Origin of the sequence: Hymenobacter sp. 15J16-1T3B (assembly GCF_020711235.1) — a bacterium.
Classification (GTDB): Bacteria; Bacteroidota; Bacteroidia; order Cytophagales; family Hymenobacteraceae; genus Solirubrum.
This window is the reverse complement of sequence record NZ_JAJFAV010000002.1, coordinates 457,757-484,680: the sequence shown is the minus strand read 5'-3', so window position 1 is coordinate 484,680 and position 26,924 is coordinate 457,757. Positions and strand designations below refer to the sequence as shown.

Sequence of the window (26,924 nt, the reverse complement as noted above, 5' to 3'; positions counted from 1 at the left end):
CACCGCCCGGCTGGCGGGCCGGGCGGTGGTCAGTAGAATGCTAAGCGGCTGAGTTACTCGCGCACCACTTTCAGCGTGGTCACCTGCTTGTCCTGGCGCACCGTCAGGAAGTACACGCCCACGGGCAGCTTGCCGGCGCCGTTCAGCGTGAACGTGGTGCTGCCGGCCGTCAGGCCCTGCTTGCTGCTCAGCAGCACGCGGCCGATGGCGTCGTGCAGGTCCAGCGTGGCTGGGCCAGTCGACTTGGTGCTTACCTGCACGCTCAGCCCCTCGTTGCCGAAGGGGTTGGCCAGGGCCTGCACGGCAAAGCCCACGCCCTCGATGCGCACAGTGCGCACCGGCGAGAGGGTCTGCTTGCCGTCGAGGTCGACTTGGCGTAGGCGGTAGTACACCAGGTCGGTGGCGTAGCGGGCAATCTGCGCGTCGGTGTACTCGTAGTTATGGCGCTGGGTGGTGGTGCCGTGGCCGGCCACCGTGGTCAGGCGGCGGAAGGCGCGCCCGTCGGGGCTGACTTCCACTTCAAACCCGGCGTTGTTGGTTTCCGAGGCGGTGGCCCAGCGCAGCAGCGCGTCGGGGCCGCGGCGCTCGGCCGTGAAGTCGAGTAGTTCCACCGGCAGCGGGTTGGCCGCGTTGCTGATGGTAAAGAAGCCCAGGTTGGCGGACGAGGCGCTCAGGCTACGGCTGCTGGCATCGGCCGGGGCGTTGAGCGGGGCCCAGGGGCCCGAGGCGGCCGGCCCGCGCCACATGCGGCTCTGGCTGAGGTTGGTGTTGCCGTTGTCGTCGTCGCTCACCCAGCTGAAGCCCACCGTGACGGGCTTGTTGGCGGCGGGCTGGCTGGCGGCCGTAATCTGCCAGATCCGGTCGATGCCCTTGGGATTGTTGGTGTTGGTGGGGTCGGTGCCGTAGCTCACCCCGGCCGTGTTCAGGCCGGCCGTGCGCGTGGCCGTCACGTTGCCCAGGTTGTTGGTGCCCGGGTTCAGGGTCAGCCCGCCGGGAAAGCTCACGTCGCTGTTGCCGTTCACGCCGTTGACGACCACCTGCAGGTTGCCTTTCACGTAGCGGCCGGCGGCTTCGCCCACCAGCGTCGCGCCGTTGGGCAGCTTCACGGCGGCCGTTTGCGCGGTGCGCACAATGCCGTTGGTCAGCGTGAGTTGGTTGGTCACGGTCACGTCGGTGGGCACGCTCACCTCGCCGCCGCTCTTGTCCACGGTCAGCTTGTAGAGCGAAGCGCCGCCGGCCGTCAGCGTCTGGCCGGTGGTGCCGGTCAGGCTCAGCGTGCCGGTGCCGGCCGCGTCTATGGTGCCCGCGTTGGTTACGTCGCCGGTCACCTGCACGGTGCCGTTGTTGAGCAGGGTGCTGCCGCTTTTGTTTTCGAAGCCGCCGCTGATGTAGAGCGTGGCGCCGCTGCTCACGGTGAGTTGCGCGCCGTTGTTGGTCAGCGTCTGGGCCGCCGCCGACGAGGCCAGCCCAAGCAAGCCGAGAGTCACAAGCGAGTAAGCGTGTTTCATAGCCAGTTTATTAAGCTCTGCGAATGTACGGGATGCGGGGACAAATCCGGTGTTTGCCTGCATTCTTCCGGGGCAAATACTGTCTTGTGTAGCGGAGTAGCGTCTTCGGCAGCCGCCGGTTGCGCCGACGGCTGGCTTAGTGTTGGTTCGAGCTACTTCCTGCTTTTGCGGGCAAAGTTCTCCGCTGGCAATTTATCCTGCCACATCCGCGTGTCCCCCATTTAGGGGACACGCAGGCAGCCGGCCCACCGGTCCGTTTTGGTCTGAAGAACGAGCTGACGGGCTACAGTCGACTTACCGGGCGCGGTGGCCGTGGGCGCCGTGGCATTTCAGCGGCGGTTGGTTGCACGGCGCAGCCACATGCTTATGCGGGTGCGCAGGCACATGCTTATGCGATAAAGCACACTATTAGGCGAAATAATACCAAAATACCTTTGTGTTGTTGCCGCTGCACCGCTACCCGGCTTGGTCAGTCGGCATCCGGCGGCTTCTCGCCCGCCCCATTGATTCCTCCTTTCCAAACTTCCCAACTCCCTATGTTCAAGCACCTTTTGCTCACGCTGGCCGTTGCCAGCACCGCCGGCAGCGCCCTGGCCCAACAAGCCCCGATCAGCAAAGCCGGCGCCGGCGTACAGGCGGCCGGTCCCGCCGCGTACGCTCATCAGCGGCCGGGTCGCGACGTTGTTTTGCCCGCCACGCCGGCCCTGAACGGTAGCTTTTCGCCCACCAGCTCGCTGCTGCGCAACCTGCAGGATGCCGGTGCCTACAAATCCTTCGTGCTGTCGGCCGAGCGCTCGGGGCTGGTCGAGCTGCTGCAAGACGCCGGGCCCTACACCGTGTTTGCCCCCCACGACGACGCCTTCGGGCAGCTGCCAGCCGCGCTGCTCAGCGACCTGTGGAAACCCGTCAACCGCGCCCGGCTGTACGCCACGATGGCCTCGCACGTGGTAGCGGGCAACCTGAAGGAGCAAGACCTGACGCCCGGGCGGGTGCTGACCACCGTGGGCGGCACCCCGCTTACCGTGCGCCGCGTAGGTGGGCGCCTCGCTTTGGAAGATCAGTTCGGCAAGCGCGCCTACGTGGCCACGACCAACCAGCTGGCCAGCAACGGCACCGTGCACGTGCTGGAGCGGGTATTGGGCCTGCCGTAGCTTGGTCGCCTGCGGGCACTGCCACCTCGCCCGCGCCGGGCGGGCGTCCTGCGCGGCGCCCGCCCGGCGCGTTGTTGTTTGGCCGGGGCGGGCAGGGCGACGCAGCCCACCGGCTCAGAGCACACCGGCCACGGCGCTTACCGTCAAGGCCACCACGGCGGTGTTGAAGCCAAAGGAAATCAGGCCGTGCAGCAGGGCTACGCGCCGCATCAGCCGGCCGCTGATGCTGATGTCGGCGGTTTGGGCCGTCATGCCGATGACGAAGGCGAAGTAGGCGAAGTCCAGGTAATCGGGTTCGAGCCGGGCACCCGGAAACAGCAGGCCGCCCTCCCCGCCGGCCTGGGTCGGGTCGTAGTAGAGGTGGGCGTAGCGCAGGGTGAAGAGCGTGTGCACCAGCAGCCAGGCCGCCATCACGCCCACCACCGACAGTCCCGCGGAGCGCAGCAAGCCGCCCTGCTGCCCGTGCATCACGTCCAGCAGGGCCACCACGGCCAGCAAGCTGGCCAGCGAAGCCGTCAGGATAAACACGAACGACCAGCTGCGGCCGGGGTCCTCGGTGCTGGCTACGGCCCGGATGTGGTTGGCGTCGGCCGTGACGACGGCGGCCCACAGCAGCCCGAGCGTGAGCAGGGCGAAGGCGTCCCAGGCCGCTACGGCGCGGGTGAGCGGGTGCAGGGCGGCGGGCAGCAGCGCGTAGGTGGCCCCGGCCGCCAGCAACGCCAGGCCGGTGCGCACGGTGGCCGAGAGCTGACCGGCCCGGTGCAGGCCGCGAAACCACCACGAAGAACGAGCGGGCATAAACGAGGGACTTAGGCGCGCAATATGCGCTGCGCCGCGTTGGCCGGGCCCCAACGCACCGCGGCCGGGCACCGATCCACTCAGCGCCCGGCCGCGGTAGCACCGGTATCAGAAAAGCCGGATAGCCCAGAAACGGGGGCTACACGGCCGCGCGCAGCCAGCGGCGGGTGGCGCGGCGCCAGGGACGGGCAGACAGGGCGGGGGACGAAAGACGCGTTTTCATGGCTCAGAAAAGTGTGAGGTGACAGGAAGTAGACAAGGCAATGCTGGTTAGCGGCCGCTCAGGGGCCGCCCGGCCCGCGTGACCCGCACCGGCCCGTGGCCAAGGGCCCGCAGCGGCAGCCGAGGGCAGGAGTTGGGCAGAGCGAGGGAGTGACGGGCAGTGTTCATTTTCGCGGGATGCTAGAGGTTCTTGTCTACCTATAGCCAAGCCGCGTGCCATATTTATAATATCTTGACAATCATTTTATTAAATGCATATTCAATAATTTCACCCCAATAAAACTGTTCGATTCCGAACAGCCTGTCCGGTACTGTCGTGCGGTTCCGATACAGTTTTCCGAAAGGCCGTAGCGCGGGCCGGCAACAAAGCGTCGCCCCCACGGGGCGCTCCGCCGGCCGGCACTACCGGGCGACGAAGCGCCCCCCGTGGGGGCGGTGCAGGGGCCGCTTAGGCACGGGCGACGCCGGCGGGCTCCAGGCTGATGCGGAAGGCCGTGCGGCCGGTGGCCGCGTCGGTGGCGAGGCTGAAGGCAAAACCGTGCTGCAGCAGAATGTCGCGGATCATCGTCAGGCCGATGCCCTGCCCGTCGCGCTTGGTGCTGAAAAAGGGCGTGAACAGGTGGGGCTGCACGGCGGGCGCAATGCCGGGGCCGTCGTTTTCGATGATGATTTCGGCCGGGTGGGCCGTGGTGCGCACCCACAGGTTGCCGTCGTGGTCGATGGCTTCGAGGGCGTTTTTGCAAATGTTGAGCAGGGCCTGCTCCATCTGCTGCGCGTCCAGCGCCACAAACAGCGGCCCCGGAGCCAGGTGCCAGTGCCAGCGGATGTTGCGCTTCTCGCTCTGCACCTGCAACAGCCGGCAGATGGCCTTGAGCTGCTCGTGCACGTCGACGGGGCGCGGCTGGGGCGGGGGCAGGCGCACGAGGTTGGCGAAGCCGGCAATGAAGTTGGCCAGGTGCGTGTTGCGCTGCACCGACACGTCCAGCGCCTCGGTGAAGTCGGCGCGGTCGTCTTCGGCCAGCTGGGCGGCGTAGTAGCGGAACGACTGCAGGATGGAGTTGACGGCGCCGATGGAGTTGTTGATTTCGTGCGACATCATCCGGATCAGCTTCTCGTAAGCCTGCTTTTCCTGCCGGATCAGCTCCTGCGTCAGCTCTTCCAGCACGATGAAGCGCCGGGTAAAACCGCGGTCGAGGAAGTGCGAGGCGCTGGCCCGGAACGTCTGCAGGCCCGAGAGCTGCACCACCTGCGGCGGCCCGGGCTCCAGTTCCCCCAGCACCCGGCCCCACTCGCCGGGCAGCGCGGCGGGCGCCAGCCCGAGCAGCTGCGCCGCCGGCTGCTGCAGGCACTTTTCGGCCGCGGGGTTCACGCCCTGAATACGCCCCTCAAAATCGAGCAGCAGAATGCCCGCCGGCGAGGCGTCGATGAGACGCTCCAGCAAAAAGCTTTTCTCGTGCTGACTCACGCGTTCCTGCCGCAGCTCGTCAATCATGGTGTTGTAGGTGTCGATGAGCTGGTCCATTTCGGTCTGGCCCACCGGCAGAAATTTCATGGTGAAGTCCCGGTCGCGGATGGCTTCGGTGCCGGCCGCAATCAGGTTGATGGGCCGCACAAAGCCCCGGTACAGCTGCACGCTGATGACGGCCGTGCCGATGAGCAGCGCCTCCGTCACCAGAAACAGCACCATGTTGGACTCGCGCAGCTGAAACGCCAGCCCCGCAATGGCCGCGTGGATGAGGGCGACGAAGAGGATGTACTTGGTGCGAAGGGTCATGCAGGGCGGCTGCGTTGCTATGCTGTTAAAAGAACGTCATTCCGAGCTTGCCGGGGAATCTCGCCTGGGCTCGTCGGATAGCAACCTTCACGAAGAAATTACTCTCGGACGTCCGCACGCGAGATTCCCCGGCAAGCTCGGAATGACGTTCTACTTGCTTTCAACAAACGTTACTGCGCAGCGTCGAAGGGAATGTTGAATTTTTCCAGGCGGCGGTACAGCGCGCCGCGGCTCAGGCCCAGAGCCTTGGCCACGCGCGAAAGGTTGCCGGCATAAAAGTCCACCGTTTTGCGAATCATCTGGGCTTCCATTTCGTCCAGCGTCATCAGCCCGACTTCGGGCAGGGCGCCGGGCTCCACTTTGGGCACGAAGCGCTGGGCCTGGGCCTGGAAGTCCTCGGGCCCCAGCTCGTCCTTGCCGCTGACGAGCACGGCGCGCTCCACCAGGTTTTTCAGCTCGCGGATGTTGCCGGGCAGCGGCTGCTCGCGCAGCCAGTGCAGGGCGCGGGTGTTCACCTTCAGGGCCGGGCGGTGGTAGGCCGTGCGCAGGTTCTGCACGAAGTGCTGGGCCAGCAGGGGCACGTCGTCGGGCCGCTCGCGCAGGGCGGGCAGGCGCACGGTGATGAGGTTGATGCGGTAAAACAAATCCTCGCGGAAGCGCCCCTCGCGCACTTCCTGGGCCAGGTCGCGGTTGGTGGCGCAGATGACGCGGATGTCGAGGGAGCGGCTGCGCGAGTCGCCGAGCACCTCGTAGGTGCGGTCCTGCAGCACGCGCAGCAGCTTCACCTGGGAGCCTAAGTCCAGCTCCCCGATTTCGTCGAGGAAAATGGTGCCGCCGTTGGCCAGCTCGAAGCGGCCCTGCCGGTCGGCTTTGGCATCGGTGAAGGCGCCGCGGCGGTGCCCGAACATTTCGCTCTCGAACAAGGACGCCGAAATGCCGCCCAAATTCACCTTCACGAAGGGCTTGTTGCGCCGGTTCGAGTTCAGGTGAATGGCCTCGGCAATGAGCTCCTTGCCCGTGCCCGACTCGCCCTCGATGAGCACCGAGGCATCGGTGGCGGCCACCTGGCCCACGCTGCGTAGCACCTGCAAGAGCTGCGCGTCCTGCCCCACGATGCTGGCAAAGTTGTACTGCCGGTCGAGCTGCCGGCGCGTGGGGCTGACCTCGTCGGCGGGCGCGGTGGCGGCGTTTTCGGCCAGGCTGAGCGCGGTGCGAATGGTTTGCAGCAGCGCGTCGTTGTTCCAGGGCTTGGTCACGAACTCGGCCGCGCCGGCCTTCATGCCCTCCACGGCCAGGCTGATGGAGCCCCAGCCGGTGATGAGGATGACGGGCAGCTGCGGGGCCACGTCCTTTACCTGCCCGAGCAGGCGCAGGCCGTCCTCGCCGGTGGTGGCCAGGGAGTAGTTCATGTCCATGAGCACCAGCTGCGGGGCCGCCTCGCGCACCACGCGCAGGGCGTCGTCGGGGGTGGCCACGGCCTTGGTGGCGTAGCCGGCCTGTTTGAGCAGCAGCCCCAGCGAGGTGCGCACGGCCACATCATCGTCGACGATTAGTATCATAGCAGCTGAAGAGAGAAGGCGAAGGACGGAATTTCGGGGCGGAAAGGGAAGCGCGGCGGCAAGGCAGACGTAAGCGACTACCGGTCAGACAATAGCATTGCCCGAAGCGTGACAATTGTTCGAGCAGAGCGAGGTACGTCCCGGTGGACGCGGGCTCGACCGCCGGAAGGCCTGGCCGAGCCCGCGCCGGCGGTTATTCCTCGCGCAAGGACACAGCGGGCTGAATGCCGGCGGCAATGCGGCTGGGCTGGAAGGCGCAGATGGCCGTCAGCACGTAGATGAGCACGGCCGCGAGGACAATGGCCAGCACGTACACCGTGGGCTCCAGCCCGAACACGCCCAGCAAGGGAAACTGCGCCGCCAGCACCACGCCGGCCAGCACGCCCAGCGTGGTCACCACCAGCATTTCGCCCAGGAACTGCCCACCAATGCCCGCGCCCGTGGCGCCCAGGGCGCGGCGGAGCCCGATTTCGGCCCGGCGCTGGTTGATGTTGTACCAGAGCACCCCGAACAAGCCCAGGGCCACGTTGATGATCAGAAACAAGGACACCACGCCCAGGGCCACCAGCGGCGTCAGCACCACTTTCAGTTTGTCGTGGCGGCTTTCGTCCAGGGTGTTCACCACGGCGTGCCAGCCCTTGGTCGAGCTCAGGATTTCCTTCACCAGTCGCTGCTCCAGCACGGCGCCGCTGCCGGGCTGCACGCGCACCAGCAGCACGCCCGGGCCCGCGTTGGGGTCGAGCTTGGCGTGTTCGTTCAGCTCGGTGCGGAAGAACACGGCCGGCTCGTTGGCGGCAAAGTCGCTGCCGGGGCGGTAAGCATCGATGACGCCCACCACGGGCCACTTGGCTTTGCCTTCCCGGTCGGTGAGCACCTTGCCTACGGCGGCTTCCGGCCCGAACATGGCCGTGGCCATCTTCTGGTTGATGATGACGGGCGTGCTCTTGTCGTCGGTGCTGGCGTCGTCGCGGCGGTCAAACCAGCGGCCCTGCGTCACGTTGAAGCGCAGCACCTTGCGCATGTCGTAGTCGGCGTCGTAGTGGTCGGCCTGCGGGCCTTGTTTGCCCTTGTAGTAGTACTGGTTCGAGTTCATGGTGCTGAACGAGAACGGGGTATTGGAGCTGGTGCGCGTGACGGCTACCACGCCCGGCGTGGCGCGCAGGCCCTGCAGCATGAGCTGCAGCGTTTCCTTGCGGTGCGCCGTGTCCTGGCCCGGGTTCAGGTTCACTTCCCACACGTTGTCGTGGGCGAAGCCGGTGGTCTGGCGGTAGTTGTAGTAGCTGCTCACCAGCAGGCTGCTCACCACGAAGAGCACGAAAAACGACAACAGAATTTCGGCAATGAGCAGGAAATTGGACCGCTTGCGGTTCCAGATCAGGGTGAAGAGGTGACGGATCATGGCTGGATGATTTTGTCTGTCATCTTGAGCGCAGCGAAGGACCTTATGGGATAAGCACGACTGAAGTCAAAACGACTCGTTCAGGCGTGGTAAGGTCCTTCGCTGCGCTCAGGATGACGGGCGACTTGATAGTTACTTGCCGCTGGCTTTCAGCGCTTGCACCGGCTGCAGGCGCGACATCTTGAAGGCCGGGTACACGCCCGACAGCACCCCGAAGAACACCGTCACGAGCAGGGCCCAGGCGAAAATCCGCCAGTTCAGGCCAAATTCGGCGTAGGCCAGCAGCTGCGAGCCGCTGATGAGCTGCAGCACCACGTAGGCCAGCAGTAGGCCCGCCAGGCCGCCGATGAGCGTGAGGAAAATGTTTTCGACCAGGAACTGGCCCACCAAGCGGCCGCCGGTGGCCCCGAAGGCCTTGCGCACCCCGATTTCGGAGGAGCGCTCCATGATGCGGCTCACGTTGATGTTGATCAGGTTCAGGGCCGGCAGCAGCATGAACAGCAGCGCTAGGCCGGCCAGGATGGGGTAGAGCAGCTCCAGGCCGTCGGACTTGTAGTCGGTCAGCGGCGACATCAGCTGGCGCGAAAACGAGGCAATCAGCCGGTCGGCGTGCAGGTCCAGGTAGTCCATGTTCTTGGGGTCGGGCAGCGGCACGCGCTTCATGGCCGCCTCGAACTCGGCCTGCACCGCCGGCACATCGGCAGCGGATTTGGCCAGGATGATGGCGAAATAGTCGCCCTGCAGCTGCACGCGGTGCAGGTCATCGGGCGAGGTGGTGATGGGCACCCACACGTCGGCGTAGGAGCTGAAGCGCATAGCCGGCACGTCGTCGACCACGCCCTGCACGCGGTAGTTGGTCTGGTTCACCTCGATGATGCGGCCTACCACGCCGGTTTCGGTGCCGAAGTACTGGCGGGCGGTGCTGCGGTTGATAACGGCCACGCGGGCCGCGGCTTTCACGTCGGACTCCAGGAAGGGCTTGCCTTCGAGGTAGTTGAAGTCCATGATCTGCCAGAACGCGGCGTCGGTGTAGCGCAGATCCAGGTCGAGCTTGCGGTTGCCCACGTAGCTCGGGGTGGAGTGGAAGTTGGAGGTAATGGCCACCTTCTCGGGGGTGCGCAGCGTGCGCACGTACTTGTCGAGCAGGTGGTAGCTGGGCGGGGTGTTCATGTTGCCGCCGTCCTTGAACTTGACGTGCAGAAACTGCGCGAAGGTCAGGCGGTCGAGGCGCGACTCGGGGTAGTGCGCGCCGAAGGAGTGGTCGAAGATGGCCACCACCACCAGCAGCACCATCAGGGTGAAGGAGATGCCGAAGAGGCTGATGAAGGTGAAGAACTTGCGGCGCAAGAGCACCTTCCAGGCGAGTTTCAGATAGCTAAGCAGCATAGACGTGGGGAGCGGAAGAAGTGGGAGAAGGCGTCAGCAGCAGGGCCGGCCGTACCAGGGGCCGCGGCGCAGCGGCGGGCGCCGGCGTAGCCGCCGGCACGCGGGCCGGGGCCGTCAGGTCGTAGAGCCCGGCGCCCACGAAGGGCAGCGCGGTGGCCACTAGCAGCAGGCCGGCGGAGCGGAAGAAGCGCTTCATAGTCAAGTTGGGAAGTGGTGAACTTGTGAAGTTGTGAACCAGGGTTGCGGGCCGCCAAGGCCATTTCACAACTTCACCTTTCACAACTTCGCCCTTGGTTTAGCTGACTTGGCTGCCGTCGAAGAAGCGGATAAGGCGCTCGGTTTTGTGGGCCATGTTCTCGTCGTGGGTCACCATCACGATGGTGGTGCCCTGGTCGCGGTGCAGGCCCAGCAGCAGGTCCATGATTTCGTCGCCCATCACCGAGTCGAGGTTGCCGGTGGGTTCGTCGGCCAAGATGATTTCGGGGGCGCCAGCCAGGGCCCGGGCAATGGCCACGCGCTGGCGCTGCCCGCCCGAGAGCTGCGAGGGAAAGTGCCGGGTGCGGGCGCTCAGGCCCACGCGCTCCAGCGCCTGCTGGGCGCGCTGCCGCCGCTCCTTGCCGCTCAGGCCCGCGCGGTAGAGCAGGGGTAGCTCCACGTTGTCGAGCACCGAGAGGTCGTTGATGAGGTGGAAGCTCTGGAAGATGAAGCCGATTTTGTGGTTGCGCACCCGGGCCAGTTCCTTGTCGGAGTAGCTGGTCACCGGGCGCCCGTCGATTTCGATGACGCCGCCGGTGGGCTCGTCCAAGAGGCCCATGATGCTCAGCAGGGTGGATTTGCCGCAGCCCGAGGGGCCCATGATGGACACAAACTCGCCCTTGTTGATGGTCAGGTTCACCCGGTTCAGCGCCACCGTCTCGATGGTATCGGTCTGGTAGACCTTTTCGATGTCGCGGAGCTGAATCATGGGGGTATTTTTGAGCGAAGTCTGCGCGGGGGTGGCCGAGGCCTGGGTCAGAGTCGTTTCCATAGGGCTGCGGGAGTTTAGGCTGAGGCGTGAAGGGGTTTCGGATGAAGGCGGTGCTGTCCGGTTTTGCGCGGATGTGAAGCGGGGCCGGGTAGGAGTAGCCAAGCAGCGTGCCATTTCCATAAACCATTGACTATCTATTCATTACTTAGCCAACAGCCTAAATAGCCAGTAAAAATATTGTCCATAAGCGGACACGGTGTTCGGAAATGCCACGCCCCCTGTCCGCCAGCGTTGAAAAATTTCGGAAGCTCGCCCACGAAAAAAGGCCGGACGAAGCGTCCGGCCTTTTCAGCACGTTGGCAATGCGGCAGCCGGCGCGGCCGGCCGCAATGGGGCTTAATTGTCGCAGTGGCCCGGCCCGATGACGCCGTTGTTGTAGTCGTCGAGGCGGGCGGTGAGGGTGCTGGTTTGGGAAGTGGGCACGCTGGGCAGCGGGTCGGCGGCCATGTTTTTGCCCACAAACATGGCGTCGGCGGCGGCCAGGTCGGCGCTAATCACGCTGCCGTCGCTGCCGTTGGCCAGGTTCAGCTTGGCGGCAATGAGCTGGTAGGCCAGCGCCACGAGGCCGTTGCCGCGCACCGGCGTGTTGAGGATGGCCAGCAGCTGGGTACGAGTGTACGTGGTGCCGCCCAGCGTGAGCGACTGTACCGGCCAGCTGTGGTTTTTCCAGTAGCCCTGGGTAAGGGTGCAGTGGCCGGCGGGCCGGCAGAAGCGCAGGTTGTCGATGCCCATGGAGCCGCCGATGGTCACTTCGATGTAGCGCACGCCGGGCGTGTTGCCCAGGCTCACCACTTCCACCCCGTTGGGGCCCGCGTCGCTGAAGTTGTACTGCCCGCCGATCTGCGCGCCACCTTTGCTAGCGTATAGCTTCACGTAGCCGTACTCATGCTCGCTGTTGTAGGCGTATTCCACGTCGATGACGGTGATGGACGTGGCCGTGATGGGCGAGCTGAAATTGAATCCTATGGTGCCCGGCGTTTCGTTTTCCGTGAAGTCGTCGTCGTTGGGCTCCGTGTTCGGGTCGTAGCTGAAGAAGTTGTGCAGCACCAGGATGTTGCCCAGCGGCGTGGTATTGGCGTAAGCGCCCGGGCCGCCGCCGTACCCAATGCCCACGCCCCCGTACGCCGCGTTGGGGCTGCCCAGGTCCGTATCCTCCGAGGACGACACCGTGGGACTGCTGCGGAATACAATGGCCTCCCGGTCGTAGGCGTAGTGCGGGTTCTGGCTTTCGACGCCCACCGCCACGCCGCCGGTGCTGGTAATGGAAGTGGGCCGCGTGCCGGCCGCTACGTTGTCGAAGGTGATAACGTCGGGCGTGCACGTGGCTACGTCGGCGTTAAGGGTGGCAGTAGGTGTGGGTTGGGGATTGAGGTCTGTTTTCTGGCAACCGGCTACCCACAGGGCAGCCATCGTCAGGCAGACGAGGCTAAGTTTACGCATGGTTTGGGGAAAAGAGGAGGTTGGTCGACGCACACAGGCAACGGGGCACCGGTCCTCTGGACGGGACCGGACGGGGCGCACACGGAAGTATGGTCAAGGTAACCATTGAATAATTTTAATACAAATATTTATTTATTAAATATAATAATTAAGAGCTATTCGCGATAATTCCCGCCAAGCCGCTGTGCCTCCCCACGCCAATGCCTACCAGCCATTTGGAACTTATGCGCGTCACCCGCCGATGTCGATGCCGGTGGGCGCGGCGGGCTGCTCCGAGCGGCGGCTGCGGCGCGGGGCCGGCTCGGTGCCGCCGAAGCGGTACGTAAAGCCCAGGTACCCAATGCGCGTTTCGCGCTTGATGCGCAGGTTGAAATCCAGCCCAGGCGAGTAGGCCTGCACCCGCAGCACTTGGGTATTGAACACGTCGGCTACGCGCAGCGAAATGCTGCCGCGGTCCTTGAGCACGTCCTTCTTCAGCGCCGCTTCCACGAAGTAAATCGGCCCCAGGGAGCCGGCCAGCGCGCCTACCTGCCGCGAGCGGTAGGTGCCCGTAAGCTGCACGTCGAGGCGTTTGAGGGGCGTTACGGTGGTATTCAGACGGCCCGACCACGCCCAGTTGCGGTTATCGGCCTCCGAGTGCAGCAGCGACGACACTTCGTTGCGGAAGCCCGAGCCGTTGAGGGCCAGCCGCCACCACTTGGCCACCGGCCAGTTCAGGCTCAGCTCCAGGCCGTAGCTGCGGTTGTGGCCCACGTTGGCGTAGCTGGTGCGGGTGATGGCCGCGTTCTGGGTGGCCTGCGCGCCCTGCTCGTTCAGCCGCGTCGCCGCCGTGTCGACGGTGCGGAAGCGCTGAATGGCGTCGTTGGTTTGCCGGAAAAACGCGGTGCTGGTGAGCGTGGCCGGCCCCCAGCTCTTCTGGTGGCCCAACTCCAGCACGTGCAGGGTTTCGGGTCGCAGCCGAATGTTGCCCACGCGGTAGTTGCGCGGGTCGGAGTAGTTAGGGAAAGGCAGCAACAAGGGCAGCTCGGGCCGGTTGATGCGGCGCGAGTAGCCCAGCTGCAGGCGTTGCTCGTGGGGCAGCGTGCGCGCCAGCGTCAGGCTCGGGAAGAGGTTGAAATAGGCGCGGGCAAACGCCTCGCCGGTGGTGCGCAGCTGGCCGGTGGTGCGGGTGTACTCGGCGCGCAGGCCCAGCTGGTAGCTCAACTTGCCCGGCTCGTCCTGCCACTGCGCGTAGGCCGCCGGAATCACCTCGCGGTACCGGTAACGGCTCGACAGGCGCTCCAGCGGCCGCAGCTCGCCCTGGTCGTCGGCCTGCCGGAAGTCCAGTGTGCCGTCGGTGCCGCGGTAGGTGGTTTTCAGGCCGGCTTCGGCGCGCCGTTTGTCGCCCAAGGGGTGCACGTAGTCGAGCTGGGCCGCGCCCTGGTCGATGGCAAACGTGGTGCGCTGCTGCTGCAAGAGGCCGGTGGGCAGCTCGGGGTGCTGGTGCTGCTGCACCTGCTGCTCGCCGCGCACCGGCGTGAAGATGGCCGCCCCGCTCAGCTCCCGGCGCTTGTGCCGGGCCCAGGTGCGGCGGTAGTCCAGGGCGAAGTCGGCCGCGGTGGCCTGCGAGCGGGTGTAGTTGCGGCTGTACACTTCGGTGTCCTCCGTCCGCTCGGGCTGCCCCGCCGGCCGAAACGTGGTAACCAAGGCTCCAAACTGCTCCTCCGGGGTACGCACGGTGTTGCGCCGGGGCGCCGCCGACACGGTCAGCGTCTGCTCGGGGCTGAGGGCGTAGTCGAGGCCCAGACGCAGGGCGTGGGTTTGGGAGCCCACGCGGTTGCGGTATTCCAGCCAAGCCAGCGTGCTGCGGTCGGCGGTGGCCGACAGCTGCCGGGTGGTGTAGTGGTTGCGCAAGTGGTCCTGCCGAAAGTCGTAGCTGCCGAAGTAGTTCAGCGGCCCGCGGCGCTGGTTCAGGTTCAGGGAGGTGTTGTACTTGTCGCCGGTACCGGCGGTGGCCGCGGCCTGCCCGTTGAAGCCGTCCTGCCGGGGCTTTTTGAGGATGATGTTGATGATGCCGCCTCCGCCCTCGGCGTCGTAGCGGGCCGAGGGGTTGGTCATCACCTCCACCGCCTCAATCTGCGAGGCCGGAATCTGCTCGAGGTTGACGCTGCGCCCGCCGCCGGCCGCCCCGGTGGGCTTGCCGTCGACGTAAATGGTCACATTAGGGGTGCCGCGCAAACTCACCGTGCCGTTTTGGTCCACTGCCACCGAAGGCACGTTCTGCAGCACGTTCACGGCCGTGCCGCCCACGCTGGTCAGGTCCTTGGCCACGTTCACCACCTTCTTGTCGAGGCTTTCCTGCACCACGGCTTTTTCGCCGGTTACCGTCACGGCGCCCAGCTGCGTGGTGCTGGCCGTCAGGCGCAGCGCGCCCAGGGCCAGCGGCTCGGTGCTGCTCACGCTCAGGAGTCGCCGCAGTGGCCGGTAGCCCAGCACCGTGGCCCGCAGCCGGTAGCTGCCCGCCGCCACCGGCCCGATGACGAAGCGCCCCGTCTCGCCGGTGGCCGCGCCGGTCACCACGGCCGAGTCGGCGGCGCGCAGCAGCAGCACGTTGGCGAAGGGCACCGGCTGGCCCGTGGCCGCGTCGAGCAGGCTGCCGCTGACGGTGCCGGCCGGCTGCTGCGCCCCGGCGCCCAGCGGCAGTCCCAGCAACAGCCAGCCCAGCCACCACTGCCGGCGGCCCGGTCGCGTTTCCATCTGCTTCATCGCGGAGGCGGCCCGGCCGGCGCTAGTGTTCCTGAACGGGGTTGTACGCCGCCATGACCTGGTTGATGCCCGTCACCTGGGCGGCGGCAATCAGCCACTGGCCCTGCTGGCGCAGCAGCGTGTAGCTGATGAGCAACTGCTTGTCGCCGTCGCGGTTGTATTCCTGGTCGATGCCGTCGGGCGGGTAGTAGGTGCTGATGTAGGCGCGCTGGTGGGCCAGGGCCACGCCGGGCGCGAGCAGGCGCACGGTCAGCTGCTCGCTGCGCAGGGTGGTGTGCCGGTACATGCCCCGGTGGTAGGTCTGCAGGGCGCGCTGCACCGCCTCGCGCCCCCGCCACCACATGCCAATGTCGGTCACCCAGTCCACGTCGGCGGTGGTGTAGCTGGCCACGTCGGTGTAGTCGTGGCGGTTCCAGCTGCGCAGGCAGGCCTCGATGGGGGCGCGCACGGCCGCTTCATCGGTGGCGGCAGCCGCGCGGGGCGCATTCTGCGCTTCGGCCCGCGCCGTGGCCAGCAGGCAAAGCAGGACAAGCAGGTATTTCATAGCTCAGCCGGGTTGAGGGAAGAAACCTTCTATCCACTTGATGGCCACGAACGGTTACGACACGGCTATGCCACTGCGCTGCTTATAGCTGCTATATTTTATTAATTACTTACAATATATAATAAGATGGGTACAAATAAAAGCTCATCCAAGCAAAACTAACCCAACCGGAGGCTGCGGCCTCTCTCCCCTACTCCGCCTGCGCCGTCAACAGGGGTTGCTGGCGCTCAAAGTCGTAGAGCGTGAGGGTGCGCAGCTGGTAGTAAGCCACCCAACAGGCGCGCAGGGCAGCCACGTAGCTGCGCTTGGCGCGGTCCTTTTCGCCCTGGGCAATGTTGAGGTCGTTGAGGGTGATGCGGCCGACTTTGTAAGTGGCCTGGGCAATGTCGTAGCGGCGCTGGGCCAGCGAGTCGGCGCGGGCGGCCAGCTGCAGCTGCTGGTTCAGCGCGTCGAGCTGCCCGGCCTGGCTCAGCACCGACTGCTCGAAAGTCATCTGCTCCTGCTCCACCGTCACGCGAGCCTGCTGCCGGGCCAGTTCGGCGGTCTTCACGGCGGCGCGGGTCTTGCCCCAGTCCACGATGGGCACCGCGAAGCCCAGGCGCACCTGCTGCTGGTCGGCGGGGTTGACGTAGGAGCCGGAGAGCTGCTCGGCGCTGCTGGTCAGGCCGAAGGAAGCCGTCAGGTTGGCCTGAAAGCCCGTGGTGCCCTTGGCCTGGGCCACGTTGCGGTCGGCTTCGAGCAGGCGGCGCTGAAACATCAGCCCCTCGCGGCGGTACTGCCGGGCCTGCTGCAGGGCCACGTCGGGCGTCACGCTCTGCAGCGGGGCGTTGCCGGGCACGTCCAGCGCGGCGGCGGGGTCGATGGTGAGGCCGGTGTAGCCCTTGAGCTGCACGGCCGCGTTTTGCGCGTCCACGCTGGCCTGCACCTCGGCCTGGCGGGCGTTTAGCAGGTTCAGCTCCAGCAGCAGCAGGTCGTTTTCGGAGAGGCGGCCCAGCTTGCTTTTTTCGCGGCCGGTGCGCAGCAGCTCCTCGCTGGCGCGCAGGTTCTGGCGGGCTATCTGGGCATTCACCTGCTGCAGCAGCACGTCGAAATACAGCTCCGTGACGCGGCGGGCAATGGTTTCACGCTCCTCCACGTACTGGCGCTGGCTTTCCCGGTAGCGCAGCGGCTCGATGCGCTTGTTCCAGCTCAGCGAGTTGAAGCCGCCGATGGGCTGGCTCAGGCCGATGGCCACCGGGTTGCTGTTGTAGAGCCGCTGCCCGGCGCCTTCGAAGCTGTCGAAGCGCTGCAGGGTGCTGCCCACCGTGACCTTGCCGCCCGTCAGGCCGATGCCCTGCGTGAGGCTGGCGCCCACGTTGGAGGTGTTGATGCGTACGTAGCGGAAGTTGGTGGTGCCATCGGGTTGCTGCACGGCCAGGATGGTGCGCGAGTAGTTCGGCAGCACCCCGTCGACGGCCAGCAGCGGCTTGTAGTCGGCCCGGAACGAGCGGTACTGCCAGTAGCTCGTCTCGCGGTTGGTCACCGCCTGCTTGGCCACCGACGACTGCACCAGCGTCAGCTCAATGACCTGCGGCAGGCTCAGCGCCGGCTGCGGGCGGGCGGCGGGCATTTCCTGGGCCAGCAGCACTTTGGGCGCGAAAATCAGCAGCAGCAGGGCCACGATGCTTACCATCAGCAGCCAGAGGCGAAGCACATCCAGGTAAAACGTCAGGGTTTTCATAGCGCAGAAAGGCAGGGCAGGGCGTTGGGGTAGCGGTAGGTGCATGGGAAAGGCAGAGCAGGCAGGGCGAAAAGCGCCCCTCCTTTTCGCAGGAGGGGCCGTGGGGCGGGCGCCGGGTCAGTTCTTGATGGTGAGGGCGGGGGCTTCTTCGTACTTCTTGGTGTCGCTGATGACGACTTCCTCGCCGGGGCGCAGGCCGCTCACCACCTGCACGTAGTCGAAGTTGGAGTCGCCCAGGCGCACGGTGCGGCGCACGGCCTGCCCGTCCTGCACCACGAAGGCCACTTGCTCGCGGCCGCCCTGGAAGAAGGGCCCGTTCTTGATGCGCAGCACGTTGCGGTGGGCGCGGGTCACCACGAACACGTCGGCGCGCAGGTTGGCGCGCAGGGCCGGGTGGTGGTTGTCGTCGAGCTGAGCGTAAAACGTCACCACGTTCTTGTCTACGGCCGGGCTGATGCTGCTCACCGTGCCGCGCAGGTCGGTGCCGTTCAGGCGCACCACCACCGGGTCGCCCACGTGCAGGGAGTCGGCGTAGGTATCGGCAATGGAGCCGCGCACCCGAAACGAGGTCAGGTCGGCCACGCGGGCCAGCACCTGGCCCTGGTTGACAGTCGAGCCGATGTCCTCGTTGACCCAGGTGAGCACACCGGCCTGCTCGGCGCTGATGTTGGCCTGGCGCAGCTTGCCGGCCAATTCACTGATGCTGCGCTGCTGAATCTGCATGGTGTAGCCCAGGCCGCGCTCATCGGCCTGGTTCGACTGCCGCTGGTTCTTGATCTGCCGGCGCACGCGCTGCAGTTCCAGCTCGGCAATCTTCAGGTTCAGCTCGGCCTGGCGCACCGCTTCCGGCGTGCCCGAGCCGATGCTGAGCAGGTGCTGCTCGTCGCGCAGGCCCGACTGCAGGCTGCGCACCTTTTCCTGCTGCACCTTTTCCTGCGACTCCAAATCGTTCAGGCTGTGCTCCAGGCCCAGTTGCAGTACGGTGTTCTTGTTCTGGTTTTGCAACTGCTCGTCCTGCAGCTTGGCCAGGGCCGTGCCGGTCAACTCCTTGTCCAGTTCCAGGATGGTCTGGCCCGGCTGCACCCGGTCGCCGGCCGTGAGCCGCACCCGCCGGATGGTTGACTGGATGGGGCTGGTAATAACCGCTTCGTGGGCCGGGATGATGAGGCCGGAAGCCGTGAGCGAGGCTTCCACGTCGCCGGTTTCCACGCGGGCCGTCAGCAGCTCGGTGGCGCTGATGCTGGGCTTGAGCACGCCGCGGAAAGCCCACAGCGCACCGGCTACCAGCAGCACAACGGCCGAGGCCAACAGCCAGCGTTGGCGGCGGCGCTTGGCCTGAGCGGCGGGGGATATAGCTCTGTCCATTTTCGTTCGGATTGGGGTCGGTTCTGCAGGTAGACAGCCAAGCCCAATGCCAAACTTTTAATACATTGATTATCTGATTCTTGACCGCGTATTGTTGATTACCACCCGTACAGAATCTGTCCGGTTTCGGACACAGTGTTCGGTTCTGCCAAGGCGCTGTGCTAGAATCGGACAACACTTAAGCAGAACGGGAGAAAAGCCCGTCGCCCCCGTCGGCCGTACGCGCAACGAAGGATATTCCTCGCACCGCACCCCGCCGCGGCCGACTAAGCGCAGACGCTTTGTCGGCAACGTAAAAACGCGGCCCCGGGCCCGAGCGAAAGAGCGTTGGTGGCTGCGCTTTTTAGCTGGTGCGGGGCGCGCGCAAGGTCCTTCGGCGGCGCCCTCGGGATGACAGGCCGGGCCGCTATTTTCCCAGCAATTGAGCAGTTATTACTAAAATTTTTAGCGAATTAACATATCAAAACCAATCCAAATGCGTATTTTAGAGCAGGCTAAATTATTTAGCAAATTCACCATGACGACAACCCTGCTGATTCAGGACGAAACGGCCACCGGCGCCGTCCTGCACCGCCTGGCCCTGGAGCTGGCCCAGGAAACCCTCACCGTGCGCGAGCTGATCGAGCAGCGCGTGCGCCAGGAAGTGGCGGCCCACAACCAGCGCAACAACGGCGTGTTTAGCGGCCTGGTGCAGCCCACCGATTCGGAGCGGGTGCTCAACGGCTACCGTCTCAAGCAGAGCCACCGCATCGACGCGGAAAAGCAGCTGTACCGGGCGCTGGAGGCCTTTCAGCAGAACGGCTACTTCATCCTGGTCAACGACCGGCAGGTGGAAAGCCTCGACGAGCAAATCTGGCTCGGGCCCGGCGCCACGGCTGCTTTCGTCAAACTCACGCCGTTGGTCGGCGGCTGAGTTCGATGAGCGCCTGGACCGAGCTGTGGCAACGCGCGCAGGACGCCGCGGCCCGGCTGTTTGCCGATGTTTCTCCCAACTCCACCCCCATGCCCGCTACCCAAAAATCCCGCGCGTTCGAACAAGCCCTGGCCGGCCCCAGCGTCGAAGCCCAGGAAATGCAGCCGGTGCTCCGGCAGCTGCTGCTCGACATCGAGGAGCGCCAGATGAGCTACTACACCCTCAAGTTGCTGGACGTGCCGGCCTACCAGGGCATCCGCGAGCAGGACGCGGCCTACAAGGGCCGCTTGGCGCTGGCCACGGCCGAGGCTATCCGCTTTTGCCGCGACCATCACGGCGTGGTCGACTACCAGATCCGCAACCTGCTCGAAGCCCTGCTACAGCAGCTGCTGCGCTCCACCCTGGAGCTGGACGCGGCCGGGCTGATTCGGCTGCTGGAAACCTACGGCATCCAGTTTCCGCCCGGCGACGCGGCCGCGGAGGTCGGGCACGCCCTGTTTATGATGCCCGTGCTGCTGACGCTGGGCCAGGTGGAGAAATTTCAGAAAAAGCACGGCCCGCACGCCGAGCTGACCCGCCGCCTGGGCCAGCTGCTGGCCGCCACCGAGCACCAGGACCGCAGCTACGGCGGCGGCACCATCGTCAAGATTCGGCTGAAGCTGCAGGAGCTGCTCGGCGGCCCGGCCAGCGCTGAGCTGCCGCCGGTGCAGTTCGTCGACGGCGACGCGTTCGGGCGCCGGCTCAACGAGTTCGTGGCCGGCCTCTCGCCCAGCGCGGCCAGCACGCGGCCCTGGCTGCAGCTGCTGCAGCTCTGGCAAAAAGCCGGCGGCGGGCAGCCCACGGCCAAGTTTCGCAAGGAAGCCGACGCCGCTGTGGCCGCCATCGGGCCGGAGGCAGTGCGGGCGCAAGCGGCCGAATGGCTGGCCCTGCTGGCGGGCCTCGCGGTGGAACAGATCGAGCACACGCACACCTACGAAGGCGGCCGCACCTACACTTACTCCGAGTGGCACTTCCTGCTGGAACCCAGCCTGAACGTGGCCAAGGGCTTGGTATGGACGCTCGGCCCCACCGCGCCGGCGGCCCTGCAGCAGCAACTGGCCGAGCTGGCCCTGAAGGGCTACCGCAAGATTCCGGGCCGGGGGCCGCTGGCCTCGGGCCTGGCCAACGCCTGCCTGCTGGCCTTGGCGCAGGGCGGGCTGCCCGGCGTGGCCCAACTCTCGCGGCTGCGGCCCAAAATCCGGCAGGCCAACACCCAGGAGCTGATCGGCCGCCACATCGAAAAGGCCTCGCAGGAGCTGGGCGTCACGCCGGCCGAAATCGAGGACATGGCCGTGCCCACGGCGGGCCTGGTAAACGGCCGCGCCGACTTCGACTACGGCGACTACCACGTGGTGCTGGAACTGGCGGAGGGCAAGGCCGAGGTGAGCTGGCAGAAGGGCGGCAAAACGCTGAAAGCGGCCCCGGCGGCGCTCAAGCAAAGCCACGCCGCCGAACTAAAGGAGCTGAAAGTGGCCCAGACCCAGGCCCAGCAAACCTACACCGGCCAGCGCGACCGGCTCGACCGCAGCTTTGTGGAGGCCCGCCGGATGCCCTTTGCCTGGTTTCGCCAGTACTACCTGGAGCACGGCTTGCTGAGCCAGCTGGCCGAGCGGCTCATCTGGCGCTTCGCCCACCCCGACGGTACCCAGCACGACGCGCTTTGGCTCGACGGCGCCTGGCGCAACGCCCAGGAGCACCCCCTACCCGCCCCAGCCGATGAGGCGCAGGTGCAGCTCTGGCACCCCGTGCTGGCCACCACCGATGAGGTGCTGGCCTGGCGGGCCTTGCTGGAGCGCCGCGAGCTGCGCCAGCCGCTCAAGCAGGCCTTTCGCGAGGTATACTTACTCACGCCGCCCGAGGAGCGCACCCGCACCTACTCCAACCGCATGGCCGCCCACGTGCTCAAGCAGCACCAGTTCAACTCCCTGGCCAAGCTGCGCGGCTGGCGCTACGCGCTGATGGGCGCCTACGACAAGGGTTACGAATCGGACGCGGCCCAGCTGAGCCTGCCGGCGCACGATTTGCGGGCCGAGTTCTGGGTGAGCGAGGTCAACGCCGACGGGGCCTGGAACGATACCGGCATCTGGCACTACGTGAGCACCGACCAGCTGCGCTTCACCCGCCTGGCCGGGCAGGAGCCGCTGCCGCTGACCGACATTCCGCCGCTGGTTTTCTCGGAAGTCATGCGCGACGTGGATTTGTTTGTGGGCGTGGCCTCGGTGGGCAACGACCCGCTCTGGCGCGACGGCGGCGGGCTGGTGCAGTATCGCAACTACTGGGAGAACTACTCCTTCGGCGAGCTGTCGGAAGTGGCCAAAAACCGCAAGTTGGCCCTGCAGCGCCTGGTGCCGCGCCTGCGCATTGCCAAAGTCAGCGAAATCCAGGACCGGTTCCTGGTTGTGAAGGGCAAGCTGCGCACCTACAAGATTCACCTGGGCTCGGGCAATATCCTGATGGAGCCCAACGACCAGTACCTCTGCATCGTGCCCGACCGCAGCCCCAAGCAGGCCACCGCCACCGACGTGTTTCTGCCCTTCGAGGGCGACGCCATCCTGAGCATCATCCTCAGCAAAGCCCTGCTGCTGGCCGACGACGATAAAATCACCGACGAAACCATCACCCGACAGATCAAGCGTTGAGCCGGTTGAGTGGATGAGGAAGTATAAAAGAAACGTCATCCTGAGCCTAAGCGAAGGACCTTCCTCCCACCCTGCACCGCCGCTGCCTACAAAGCGTCGACGTTACTTCGCTGGAACGGCAAAAGCGCAGCCACCATGCCCGGACGACAGGGCGTTGGTAGCTGCGCTTTTCAGTTGTGCGGGTTGCGAGGAAGGTCCTTCGCTTAGGCTCAGGATGACAGACGATTTGTTACCTGTCACCCAGACACTACTTCCGCTGGCCCGCGTCCTGAATGCGCGTGGGCGTATCGGTGCCGGCCACGATGCCGCGGGAGCTGACGGCAATGGCGCGGATAACCTCCGTCATGTTCTTCAGATCCAGGCTCTCGACTTCGTCGTCGACCGAGTGGTAGAGCTTGTCGGTGGGAATCTGGTCGGTGCTGATGCTGTGGGCGGGCACGCCCAGGCGGGCCAGGGTGGCGTTGTCGGAGCGGTAGAACAGCTGCTGCTCGGGGTAGGGGTCGGGCTCGAACTTAAAGGTGCTGCCCTGCAGGTTGCGCTGCAGAATCGGGCCGAAGTCGGACTTGTCGAAGCCGGTGATGAAGGCCGCGCCGGGGCCGAACTTCGACACCTTGCCGATCATCTCGATGTTGAACATGGCCACGACCTTGGCCGGATCGAGCTGCTTGGAGAAGTACTGGGAGCCGAAGCCGCCGATTTCCTCGGCCGTGAAGGCCACGAAGATGAGCGTGCGCGCGTTCTGCTTGGTTCTCTTGAAGTGCTCGGCCAGGGCCACCACGGCCGTGGTGCCGGAGGCGTCGTCGTCGGCGCCGTTGGCAATGGAGTCGCCGGCCACGGCGGGCAGGATGCCGATGTGGTCGTAGTGGGCGGAAAAGACCACCTGCTCGGCGGCTTTGGCCGCGTCGCGCCCGGGCAGCACGCCCACGATGTTTTTGATTTCCAGCTGCTTGATACTGGTGCTGCCGGTTAGCTGGTAAGGCGTAGTTTCAGTGGGCGTAGCCGCGGTGAGGATGAAGGCAGCGCTGGTGGGCTCGGGTTTTTCGGCGCGGAAGGCGCTGTGCTGCACCTGCGCGGCCAGGCGCTTGAAGGTAGCCGCGTGGGTCGGGTCGATGAGTACCAGCACGTTTTCCTTGGCGCGCATCAGCGGCCCCACTTCCCTGCGAAAATCGGCTTGCGGCCCCACCACTACCACGCGCGGCGCACCGGCCTGCCCGCTGCCCCAGCTTACCTGCTCCTGGCCCGAGAGCAGCACCACGTTTTCGCGCGGCACGGCCGCCCCGCCCACGGTGGCCTGCAGGCTGGTGGTGTTGATTTCGTAGGCCGGAAATTTCTGCTCGAACGAGGTGAGGCCCGGCAAGGGCTGCAGGCCGATGCGCTGGAACTCGCCGGCCAGAAACTGCGCCGCCTCCGCGGCGCCGGTGTTCAGGGCCCGGCCGCGCAGCTTGTCGTCGGCCAGGGTCTTCTCGACGCGCTCGATCAGTTTGGCGTCAATCTTCGTTTTGGCGGGCTTGGCCGCCTTCTGCCCTACGGCGGCTTGCGCAGCCCCGGCCAGCAACAGTCCCAGGAGAAGTCGTTTCATAGGCGCAAAGTAGCGGAACCCGGCCGCAGCGTTGCGCGGCGCGGCCCCCGGTCCTACAGTTTTTGCACCACGCAGTACACCAGTTGCTGCGGCTTCATCTGTTTGTTCACGCCGCCGCCAAAGTCCGGGCGGCCCGCTTTTTCCTCGTAGCGCACGATGCGGAAGCGCTTGTCCGGCGCGAAAAGCGCCTTGATGGCGCCGTTGGGACAGCCAAAATCCGGGCGGTTCATTTCCAGGCCGGCCGCGCGGTGAAAAAACTCAAACACGAGCACACCGCCGGGCTTCAGGCTGGTTTTGATCTTGTCGAGCACGCCGTTATTCTCGTCGAAGCAGCCCTCGTAGATGTAGGTGATGAGGTCGTAGCGGGCCGTGCCGAAGTCGAAGGTTTCCATGGGCTGCACGCGGGCATCCAGCTGCAGCCCCTCGCGCGCGGCCTGCTGCTGGGCCACGGCCACGGCTTCGTCGGCCACGTCGAGGCCGGTGACGCGCCAGCCCTGCCGGGCCAGAAACAGCGCGTTGCGGCCCTGCCCCATGCCGATGTCCAGGGCGCGGCCGGGCGGGCGGCCTTTCACCGTTTCCACCAGCAACGCGTTGGGCTGGTGGTTGAACTTGTAGGCCGTGTCCTGCACCAGGGCGCGGTTCCAGCGCAGGCGCTCCTGCTCGATTTCCTGGGCGGAAGGGGCAGATGGGGTTTGGGCGCGCAGGCCGCCCGCCGCGAGCAGGCCGCAGAGTAAGAGTAGGAGTCGGGGCATAAGCGGGAGGAGGGTTAGGGCACGAAACGCCGCAGACGCGCTGCCGCTCAGCGGCTTGTGGCTTGGCAAAAAATACAACATTCCGCCCGGCTTCTATAGTCTCGTGCTGGTTTGGGAACTGACCGGCCCGGGCGCCGTACCTTACCGCGTCCGCAGCCGCCTTTTCGCCATGCCCGAACAGCCCCTCTCCGCCCTCTACCGCCCCTCCCTCACCCTGCTCACCGACCTCTACCAGCTGACCATGGCCTACGGCTACTGGCGGCAGGGCATGCAGGACCGCGAAGCCGTCTTTCACCTCTACTTCCGCAAGGCCCCCTTCAGCGGCGGCTACGCCGTGGCCGCCGGCCTGGCCTACGCGGTGGACTGGCTGGAAAACCTGCGCTTCTCGGAGGATGACCTCACGTACCTCGGCTCCCTGCGCGGCAGCAAGGGCACGGCGCTGTTCGAGCAAGGCTTCCTCGACTACCTGCGCGAGCTGCGCTTCACCTGCGACGTGGACGCGGTGGCCGAGGGCACGGTGGTGTTCGGCAACGAGCCGCTGATTCGCATTCAGGGCCCGCTGCTGCAGGCCCAGCTGGTAGAAACGGCCCTGCTCACGCTGGTGAACTTCCAGACGCTCATTGCCACCAAAGCCGCCCGCATCCGCGAAGCCGTGGGGCCCACCGACCAGATTCTGGAGTTCGGCCTGCGCCGTGCCCAGGGCTTCGACGGCGGCCTCTCGGCCACCCGCGCCGCCTACCTCGGCGGCGCCGACGGCACCAGCAACGTGCTGGCCGGGCAGCAGTTCGGCATTCCGGTAAAGGGCACCCACGCCCACAGCTGGGTCATGGCCTTCGAGGGCGAGGAAGAAGCCTTCGAGAAGTACGCCGCCGCCTTCCCCGACGACTCGGTGTTCCTCGTCGACACCTACGACACGCTGGAAGGCGTGCGCAACGCCATCCGCGTGGCCGAGCGGCTGCGCCAGCAGGGCCACGAGCTGGGCGGCATCCGCCTCGACTCCGGCGACCTGACCTACCTGAGCGTGCAGGCCCGCAAGCTGCTCGACGCGGCCGGCTTCCCCAAAGTGCGCATCGTGGCCAGCAACGACCTCGACGAGCAGCTCGTCACTGCCCTCAAGCTCGAAGGCGCCCGCATCGACACCTGGGGCATTGGCACCAAGCTGGTGACGGCCTACGACCAGCCGGCGCTGGGCGGCGTCTACAAGCTGGCCGCCATGAAGAAAACGGACGGCTCCGACGGCTGGGACTACACCATCAAGCTCTCCGAGCAGCTAGCCAAAACCAGCATCCCCGGCATCCTGCAGGTGCGCCGCTTCTACCACGACGGCAAGCCCGTGGCCGATATGCTCTACAACACCGCCGAGCCCCTGCCCGAGCAGCTCACCATCGTCGACCCCTTGGACCCCACGCGCCGCCGCCCGGTAAAATCCACCGAGTTTCGGGAGCTGCTGGAGCCTGTGTTTCGCCAGGGCCAGCGCGTGCTGGAAGTACCCGCGCTGGCGGCTAGCCGCCAGAAGGCCCGCGAGGAAGTCACTTCGCTGGACCCGAGCATCCGCCGCTTCCTGAACCCGCACACCTACCCGGTGGGCCTGGAAAAAGGCCTGCACGACTTCCGCACCCAGCTCATTCTGGAGAAGCGGCCGCAACGGCCGGCTTAAACGGGTGGCTCGACCCTGGCCCTACACGCAAGAGGCCCGGCGGATGTATCCGCCGGGCCTCTTCTTGTTTTGTGAGCAATAGGTAGGCGCAGGGGGTCGGGAGTTAGTGGGTAGCGGCCACGTTGGCCTGCGGGGTGGCGGCCTGGGCCGCGGCGGCATCGGCTTGGCGCATGGGCAGCGCCAGGAAGGCAAACACCAACGTGAAAAACAGGAAGGTAACCGTCAAGAACTGACGCGAAGCGCCCACGCTGCCCTTGGCGGCCAGCAGCATCACGCACAGCACGACCATCAGGCCCACCATCACCAGGCCGAGCATGGCTCCGCCCTGCCAGTGCATCATGCGAAACAAGGCGCTGATAACGCCAACGGCCAGCGCGCCTACCATCAGGTAATTGAGCGGGCCAGGCACACCCGCTTCCGCGTTGGCGCCTACGGTGAAGGCTACTATGGAAACCAGCAGCAGGCCAAAGCCCGTCAGGATGAGTATGTCGGCGCCGGCCCAGTGGCTGCCTTTGAAGAAAATGCCCGTTAAGCCGATGAGCAGAGCGGCAGCATTGAGTACTGTTTTAATCATGCAACGGTGGTGGATGGGTGAATGGTCCTACTCGTAAGGCTTTTCGGTTCCGCCTCGTTTTGAATTCGTGGCTGAATTTCAGCCCCGGAGCAACACAAATATACTCACCGCTGAATACTTGGCACAATACCCA

The 26,924-nt window shown here is 65.8% G+C and carries 20 protein-coding genes; 4 read left to right on the top strand and 16 right to left on the bottom strand.

The features are described from left to right. Nucleotides 1–53: 53 nt before the first annotated feature. On the bottom strand, nucleotides 54–1,508 hold the full coding sequence (locus LJ737_RS05370) for a T9SS type A sorting domain-containing protein (RefSeq protein WP_227763538.1): 1,455 nt from the start codon (nucleotides 1,506–1,508) through the stop codon (nucleotides 54–56). Between the two features lie 536 nt (nucleotides 1,509–2,044). Between LJ737_RS05370 and LJ737_RS05365 the strand changes: the two genes are divergently transcribed. Next, on the top strand, nucleotides 2,045–2,659 hold the full coding sequence (locus LJ737_RS05365) for a fasciclin domain-containing protein (RefSeq protein WP_227763537.1): 615 nt from the start codon (nucleotides 2,045–2,047) through the stop codon (nucleotides 2,657–2,659). Between the two features lie 114 nt (nucleotides 2,660–2,773). Here the strand turns inward: LJ737_RS05365 and LJ737_RS05360 are convergent, their stop codons facing one another. The 12 genes from LJ737_RS05360 to LJ737_RS05305 form a co-directional block, all read right to left on the bottom strand. Next, nucleotides 2,774–3,457 carry a DUF1345 domain-containing protein gene (locus tag LJ737_RS05360; RefSeq protein ID WP_227763536.1) on the bottom strand — a complete coding sequence of 228 codons (684 nt, stop codon included), beginning with the start codon at nucleotides 3,455–3,457 and terminating at the stop codon, nucleotides 2,774–2,776. A gap of 670 nt (nucleotides 3,458–4,127) precedes the next feature. Next, entirely contained in the window at nucleotides 4,128–5,453 is a 1,326-nt protein-coding gene (locus tag LJ737_RS05355; RefSeq protein ID WP_227763535.1) for a sensor histidine kinase, read from the bottom strand. A gap of 170 nt (nucleotides 5,454–5,623) precedes the next feature. Beyond that, nucleotides 5,624–7,012 carry a sigma-54-dependent transcriptional regulator gene (locus LJ737_RS05350; RefSeq protein ID WP_227763534.1) on the bottom strand — a complete coding sequence of 463 codons (1,389 nt, stop codon included), beginning with the start codon at nucleotides 7,010–7,012 and terminating at the stop codon, nucleotides 5,624–5,626. Between the two features lie 193 nt (nucleotides 7,013–7,205). Next, nucleotides 7,206–8,411, bottom strand: coding sequence for an ABC transporter permease (locus LJ737_RS05345; protein WP_227763533.1), 1,206 nt, complete (start codon nucleotides 8,409–8,411; stop codon nucleotides 7,206–7,208). Between the two features lie 132 nt (nucleotides 8,412–8,543). Further along, on the bottom strand, nucleotides 8,544–9,797 hold the full coding sequence (locus tag LJ737_RS05340) for an ABC transporter permease (protein ID WP_227763532.1): 1,254 nt from the start codon (nucleotides 9,795–9,797) through the stop codon (nucleotides 8,544–8,546). Beyond that, nucleotides 9,787–9,993, bottom strand: coding sequence for a hypothetical protein (locus LJ737_RS05335; protein ID WP_227763531.1), 207 nt, complete (start codon nucleotides 9,991–9,993; stop codon nucleotides 9,787–9,789). Before LJ737_RS05335 ends, LJ737_RS05340 begins: the two co-directional genes overlap by 11 nt. Before the next feature lie 99 nt (nucleotides 9,994–10,092). Further along, on the bottom strand, nucleotides 10,093–10,761 hold the full coding sequence (locus LJ737_RS05330) for an ABC transporter ATP-binding protein (RefSeq protein WP_227763679.1): 669 nt from the start codon (nucleotides 10,759–10,761) through the stop codon (nucleotides 10,093–10,095). A gap of 399 nt (nucleotides 10,762–11,160) precedes the next feature. Next, entirely contained in the window at nucleotides 11,161–12,264 is a 1,104-nt protein-coding gene (locus tag LJ737_RS05325; protein ID WP_227763530.1) for a hypothetical protein, read from the bottom strand. Between the two features lie 231 nt (nucleotides 12,265–12,495). Beyond that, on the bottom strand, nucleotides 12,496–15,000 hold the full coding sequence (locus LJ737_RS05320) for an outer membrane beta-barrel protein (RefSeq protein WP_227763528.1): 2,505 nt from the start codon (nucleotides 14,998–15,000) through the stop codon (nucleotides 12,496–12,498). Between the two features lie 31 nt (nucleotides 15,001–15,031). After that, nucleotides 15,032–15,553, bottom strand: a complete 522-nt coding sequence (locus LJ737_RS05315) for an SgcJ/EcaC family oxidoreductase (RefSeq protein WP_227763526.1) — start codon at nucleotides 15,551–15,553, stop codon at nucleotides 15,032–15,034. 190 nt (nucleotides 15,554–15,743) lie between these two features. Then, on the bottom strand, nucleotides 15,744–17,273 hold the full coding sequence (locus LJ737_RS05310) for a TolC family protein (RefSeq protein ID WP_227763525.1): 1,530 nt from the start codon (nucleotides 17,271–17,273) through the stop codon (nucleotides 15,744–15,746). A 117-nt stretch (nucleotides 17,274–17,390) separates the two neighbouring features. Then, entirely contained in the window at nucleotides 17,391–18,638 is a 1,248-nt protein-coding gene (locus LJ737_RS05305) for an efflux RND transporter periplasmic adaptor subunit (protein ID WP_227763524.1), read from the bottom strand. Nucleotides 18,639–19,155: 517 nt separating this feature from the next. On the opposite strand from LJ737_RS05305, the gene LJ737_RS05300 reads away from it, so the two are divergent. Further along, nucleotides 19,156–19,551 carry a hypothetical protein gene (locus tag LJ737_RS05300; protein ID WP_227763523.1) on the top strand — a complete coding sequence of 132 codons (396 nt, stop codon included), beginning with the start codon at nucleotides 19,156–19,158 and terminating at the stop codon, nucleotides 19,549–19,551. 89 nt (nucleotides 19,552–19,640) lie between these two features. Continuing rightward, nucleotides 19,641–22,229, top strand: coding sequence for a DUF4132 domain-containing protein (locus LJ737_RS05295; RefSeq protein WP_227763522.1), 2,589 nt, complete (start codon nucleotides 19,641–19,643; stop codon nucleotides 22,227–22,229). 247 nt (nucleotides 22,230–22,476) lie between these two features. Here LJ737_RS05295 and LJ737_RS05290 read toward each other — a convergent pair whose 3' ends face one another. Together LJ737_RS05290 and LJ737_RS05285 are read right to left on the bottom strand one after the other, a co-directional pair. Beyond that, nucleotides 22,477–23,808, bottom strand: a complete 1,332-nt coding sequence (locus LJ737_RS05290) for a M20/M25/M40 family metallo-hydrolase (protein ID WP_227763521.1) — start codon at nucleotides 23,806–23,808, stop codon at nucleotides 22,477–22,479. A gap of 53 nt (nucleotides 23,809–23,861) precedes the next feature. Beyond that, nucleotides 23,862–24,560 (bottom strand): class I SAM-dependent methyltransferase, encoded by a 699-nt coding sequence (locus LJ737_RS05285; protein WP_227763520.1) that lies wholly within the window; start codon nucleotides 24,558–24,560, stop codon nucleotides 23,862–23,864. A gap of 169 nt (nucleotides 24,561–24,729) precedes the next feature. On the opposite strand from LJ737_RS05285, the gene LJ737_RS05280 reads away from it, so the two are divergent. Continuing rightward, nucleotides 24,730–26,217 (top strand): nicotinate phosphoribosyltransferase, encoded by a 1,488-nt coding sequence (locus LJ737_RS05280; protein ID WP_227763519.1) that lies wholly within the window; start codon nucleotides 24,730–24,732, stop codon nucleotides 26,215–26,217. Nucleotides 26,218–26,320: 103 nt separating this feature from the next. Here the strand turns inward: LJ737_RS05280 and LJ737_RS05275 are convergent, their stop codons facing one another. Beyond that, a complete protein-coding gene (locus LJ737_RS05275) occupies nucleotides 26,321–26,791 on the bottom strand; it encodes a hypothetical protein (protein ID WP_227763518.1) in 471 nt (156 codons plus the stop codon). Nucleotides 26,792–26,924: the final 133 nt, after the last annotated feature.

Coding starts and splice junctions, on each gene's coding strand:
- LJ737_RS05370 (WP_227763538.1), bottom strand. CDS start 1,508: ATGAAACACGCTTACTCGCTTGTGACTCTCGGCTTGCTTGGGCTGGCC.
- LJ737_RS05365 (WP_227763537.1), top strand. CDS start 2,045: ATGTTCAAGCACCTTTTGCTCACGCTGGCCGTTGCCAGCACCGCCGGC.
- LJ737_RS05360 (WP_227763536.1), bottom strand. CDS start 3,457: ATGCCCGCTCGTTCTTCGTGGTGGTTTCGCGGCCTGCACCGGGCCGGT.
- LJ737_RS05355 (WP_227763535.1), bottom strand. CDS start 5,453: ATGACCCTTCGCACCAAGTACATCCTCTTCGTCGCCCTCATCCACGCG.
- LJ737_RS05350 (WP_227763534.1), bottom strand. CDS start 7,012: ATGATACTAATCGTCGACGATGATGTGGCCGTGCGCACCTCGCTGGGG.
- LJ737_RS05345 (WP_227763533.1), bottom strand. CDS start 8,411: ATGATCCGTCACCTCTTCACCCTGATCTGGAACCGCAAGCGGTCCAAT.
- LJ737_RS05340 (WP_227763532.1), bottom strand. CDS start 9,797: ATGCTGCTTAGCTATCTGAAACTCGCCTGGAAGGTGCTCTTGCGCCGC.
- LJ737_RS05335 (WP_227763531.1), bottom strand. CDS start 9,993: ATGAAGCGCTTCTTCCGCTCCGCCGGCCTGCTGCTAGTGGCCACCGCG.
- LJ737_RS05330 (WP_227763679.1), bottom strand. CDS start 10,761: ATGATTCAGCTCCGCGACATCGAAAAGGTCTACCAGACCGATACCATC.
- LJ737_RS05325 (WP_227763530.1), bottom strand. CDS start 12,264: ATGCGTAAACTTAGCCTCGTCTGCCTGACGATGGCTGCCCTGTGGGTA.
- LJ737_RS05320 (WP_227763528.1), bottom strand. CDS start 15,000: ATGGAAACGCGACCGGGCCGCCGGCAGTGGTGGCTGGGCTGGCTGTTG.
- LJ737_RS05315 (WP_227763526.1), bottom strand. CDS start 15,553: ATGAAATACCTGCTTGTCCTGCTTTGCCTGCTGGCCACGGCGCGGGCC.
- LJ737_RS05310 (WP_227763525.1), bottom strand. CDS start 17,273: ATGAAAACCCTGACGTTTTACCTGGATGTGCTTCGCCTCTGGCTGCTG.
- LJ737_RS05305 (WP_227763524.1), bottom strand. CDS start 18,638: ATGGACAGAGCTATATCCCCCGCCGCTCAGGCCAAGCGCCGCCGCCAA.
- LJ737_RS05300 (WP_227763523.1), top strand. CDS start 19,156: ATGACGACAACCCTGCTGATTCAGGACGAAACGGCCACCGGCGCCGTC.
- LJ737_RS05295 (WP_227763522.1), top strand. CDS start 19,641: ATGCCCGCTACCCAAAAATCCCGCGCGTTCGAACAAGCCCTGGCCGGC.
- LJ737_RS05290 (WP_227763521.1), bottom strand. CDS start 23,808: ATGAAACGACTTCTCCTGGGACTGTTGCTGGCCGGGGCTGCGCAAGCC.
- LJ737_RS05285 (WP_227763520.1), bottom strand. CDS start 24,560: ATGCCCCGACTCCTACTCTTACTCTGCGGCCTGCTCGCGGCGGGCGGC.
- LJ737_RS05280 (WP_227763519.1), top strand. CDS start 24,730: ATGCCCGAACAGCCCCTCTCCGCCCTCTACCGCCCCTCCCTCACCCTG.
- LJ737_RS05275 (WP_227763518.1), bottom strand. CDS start 26,791: ATGATTAAAACAGTACTCAATGCTGCCGCTCTGCTCATCGGCTTAACG.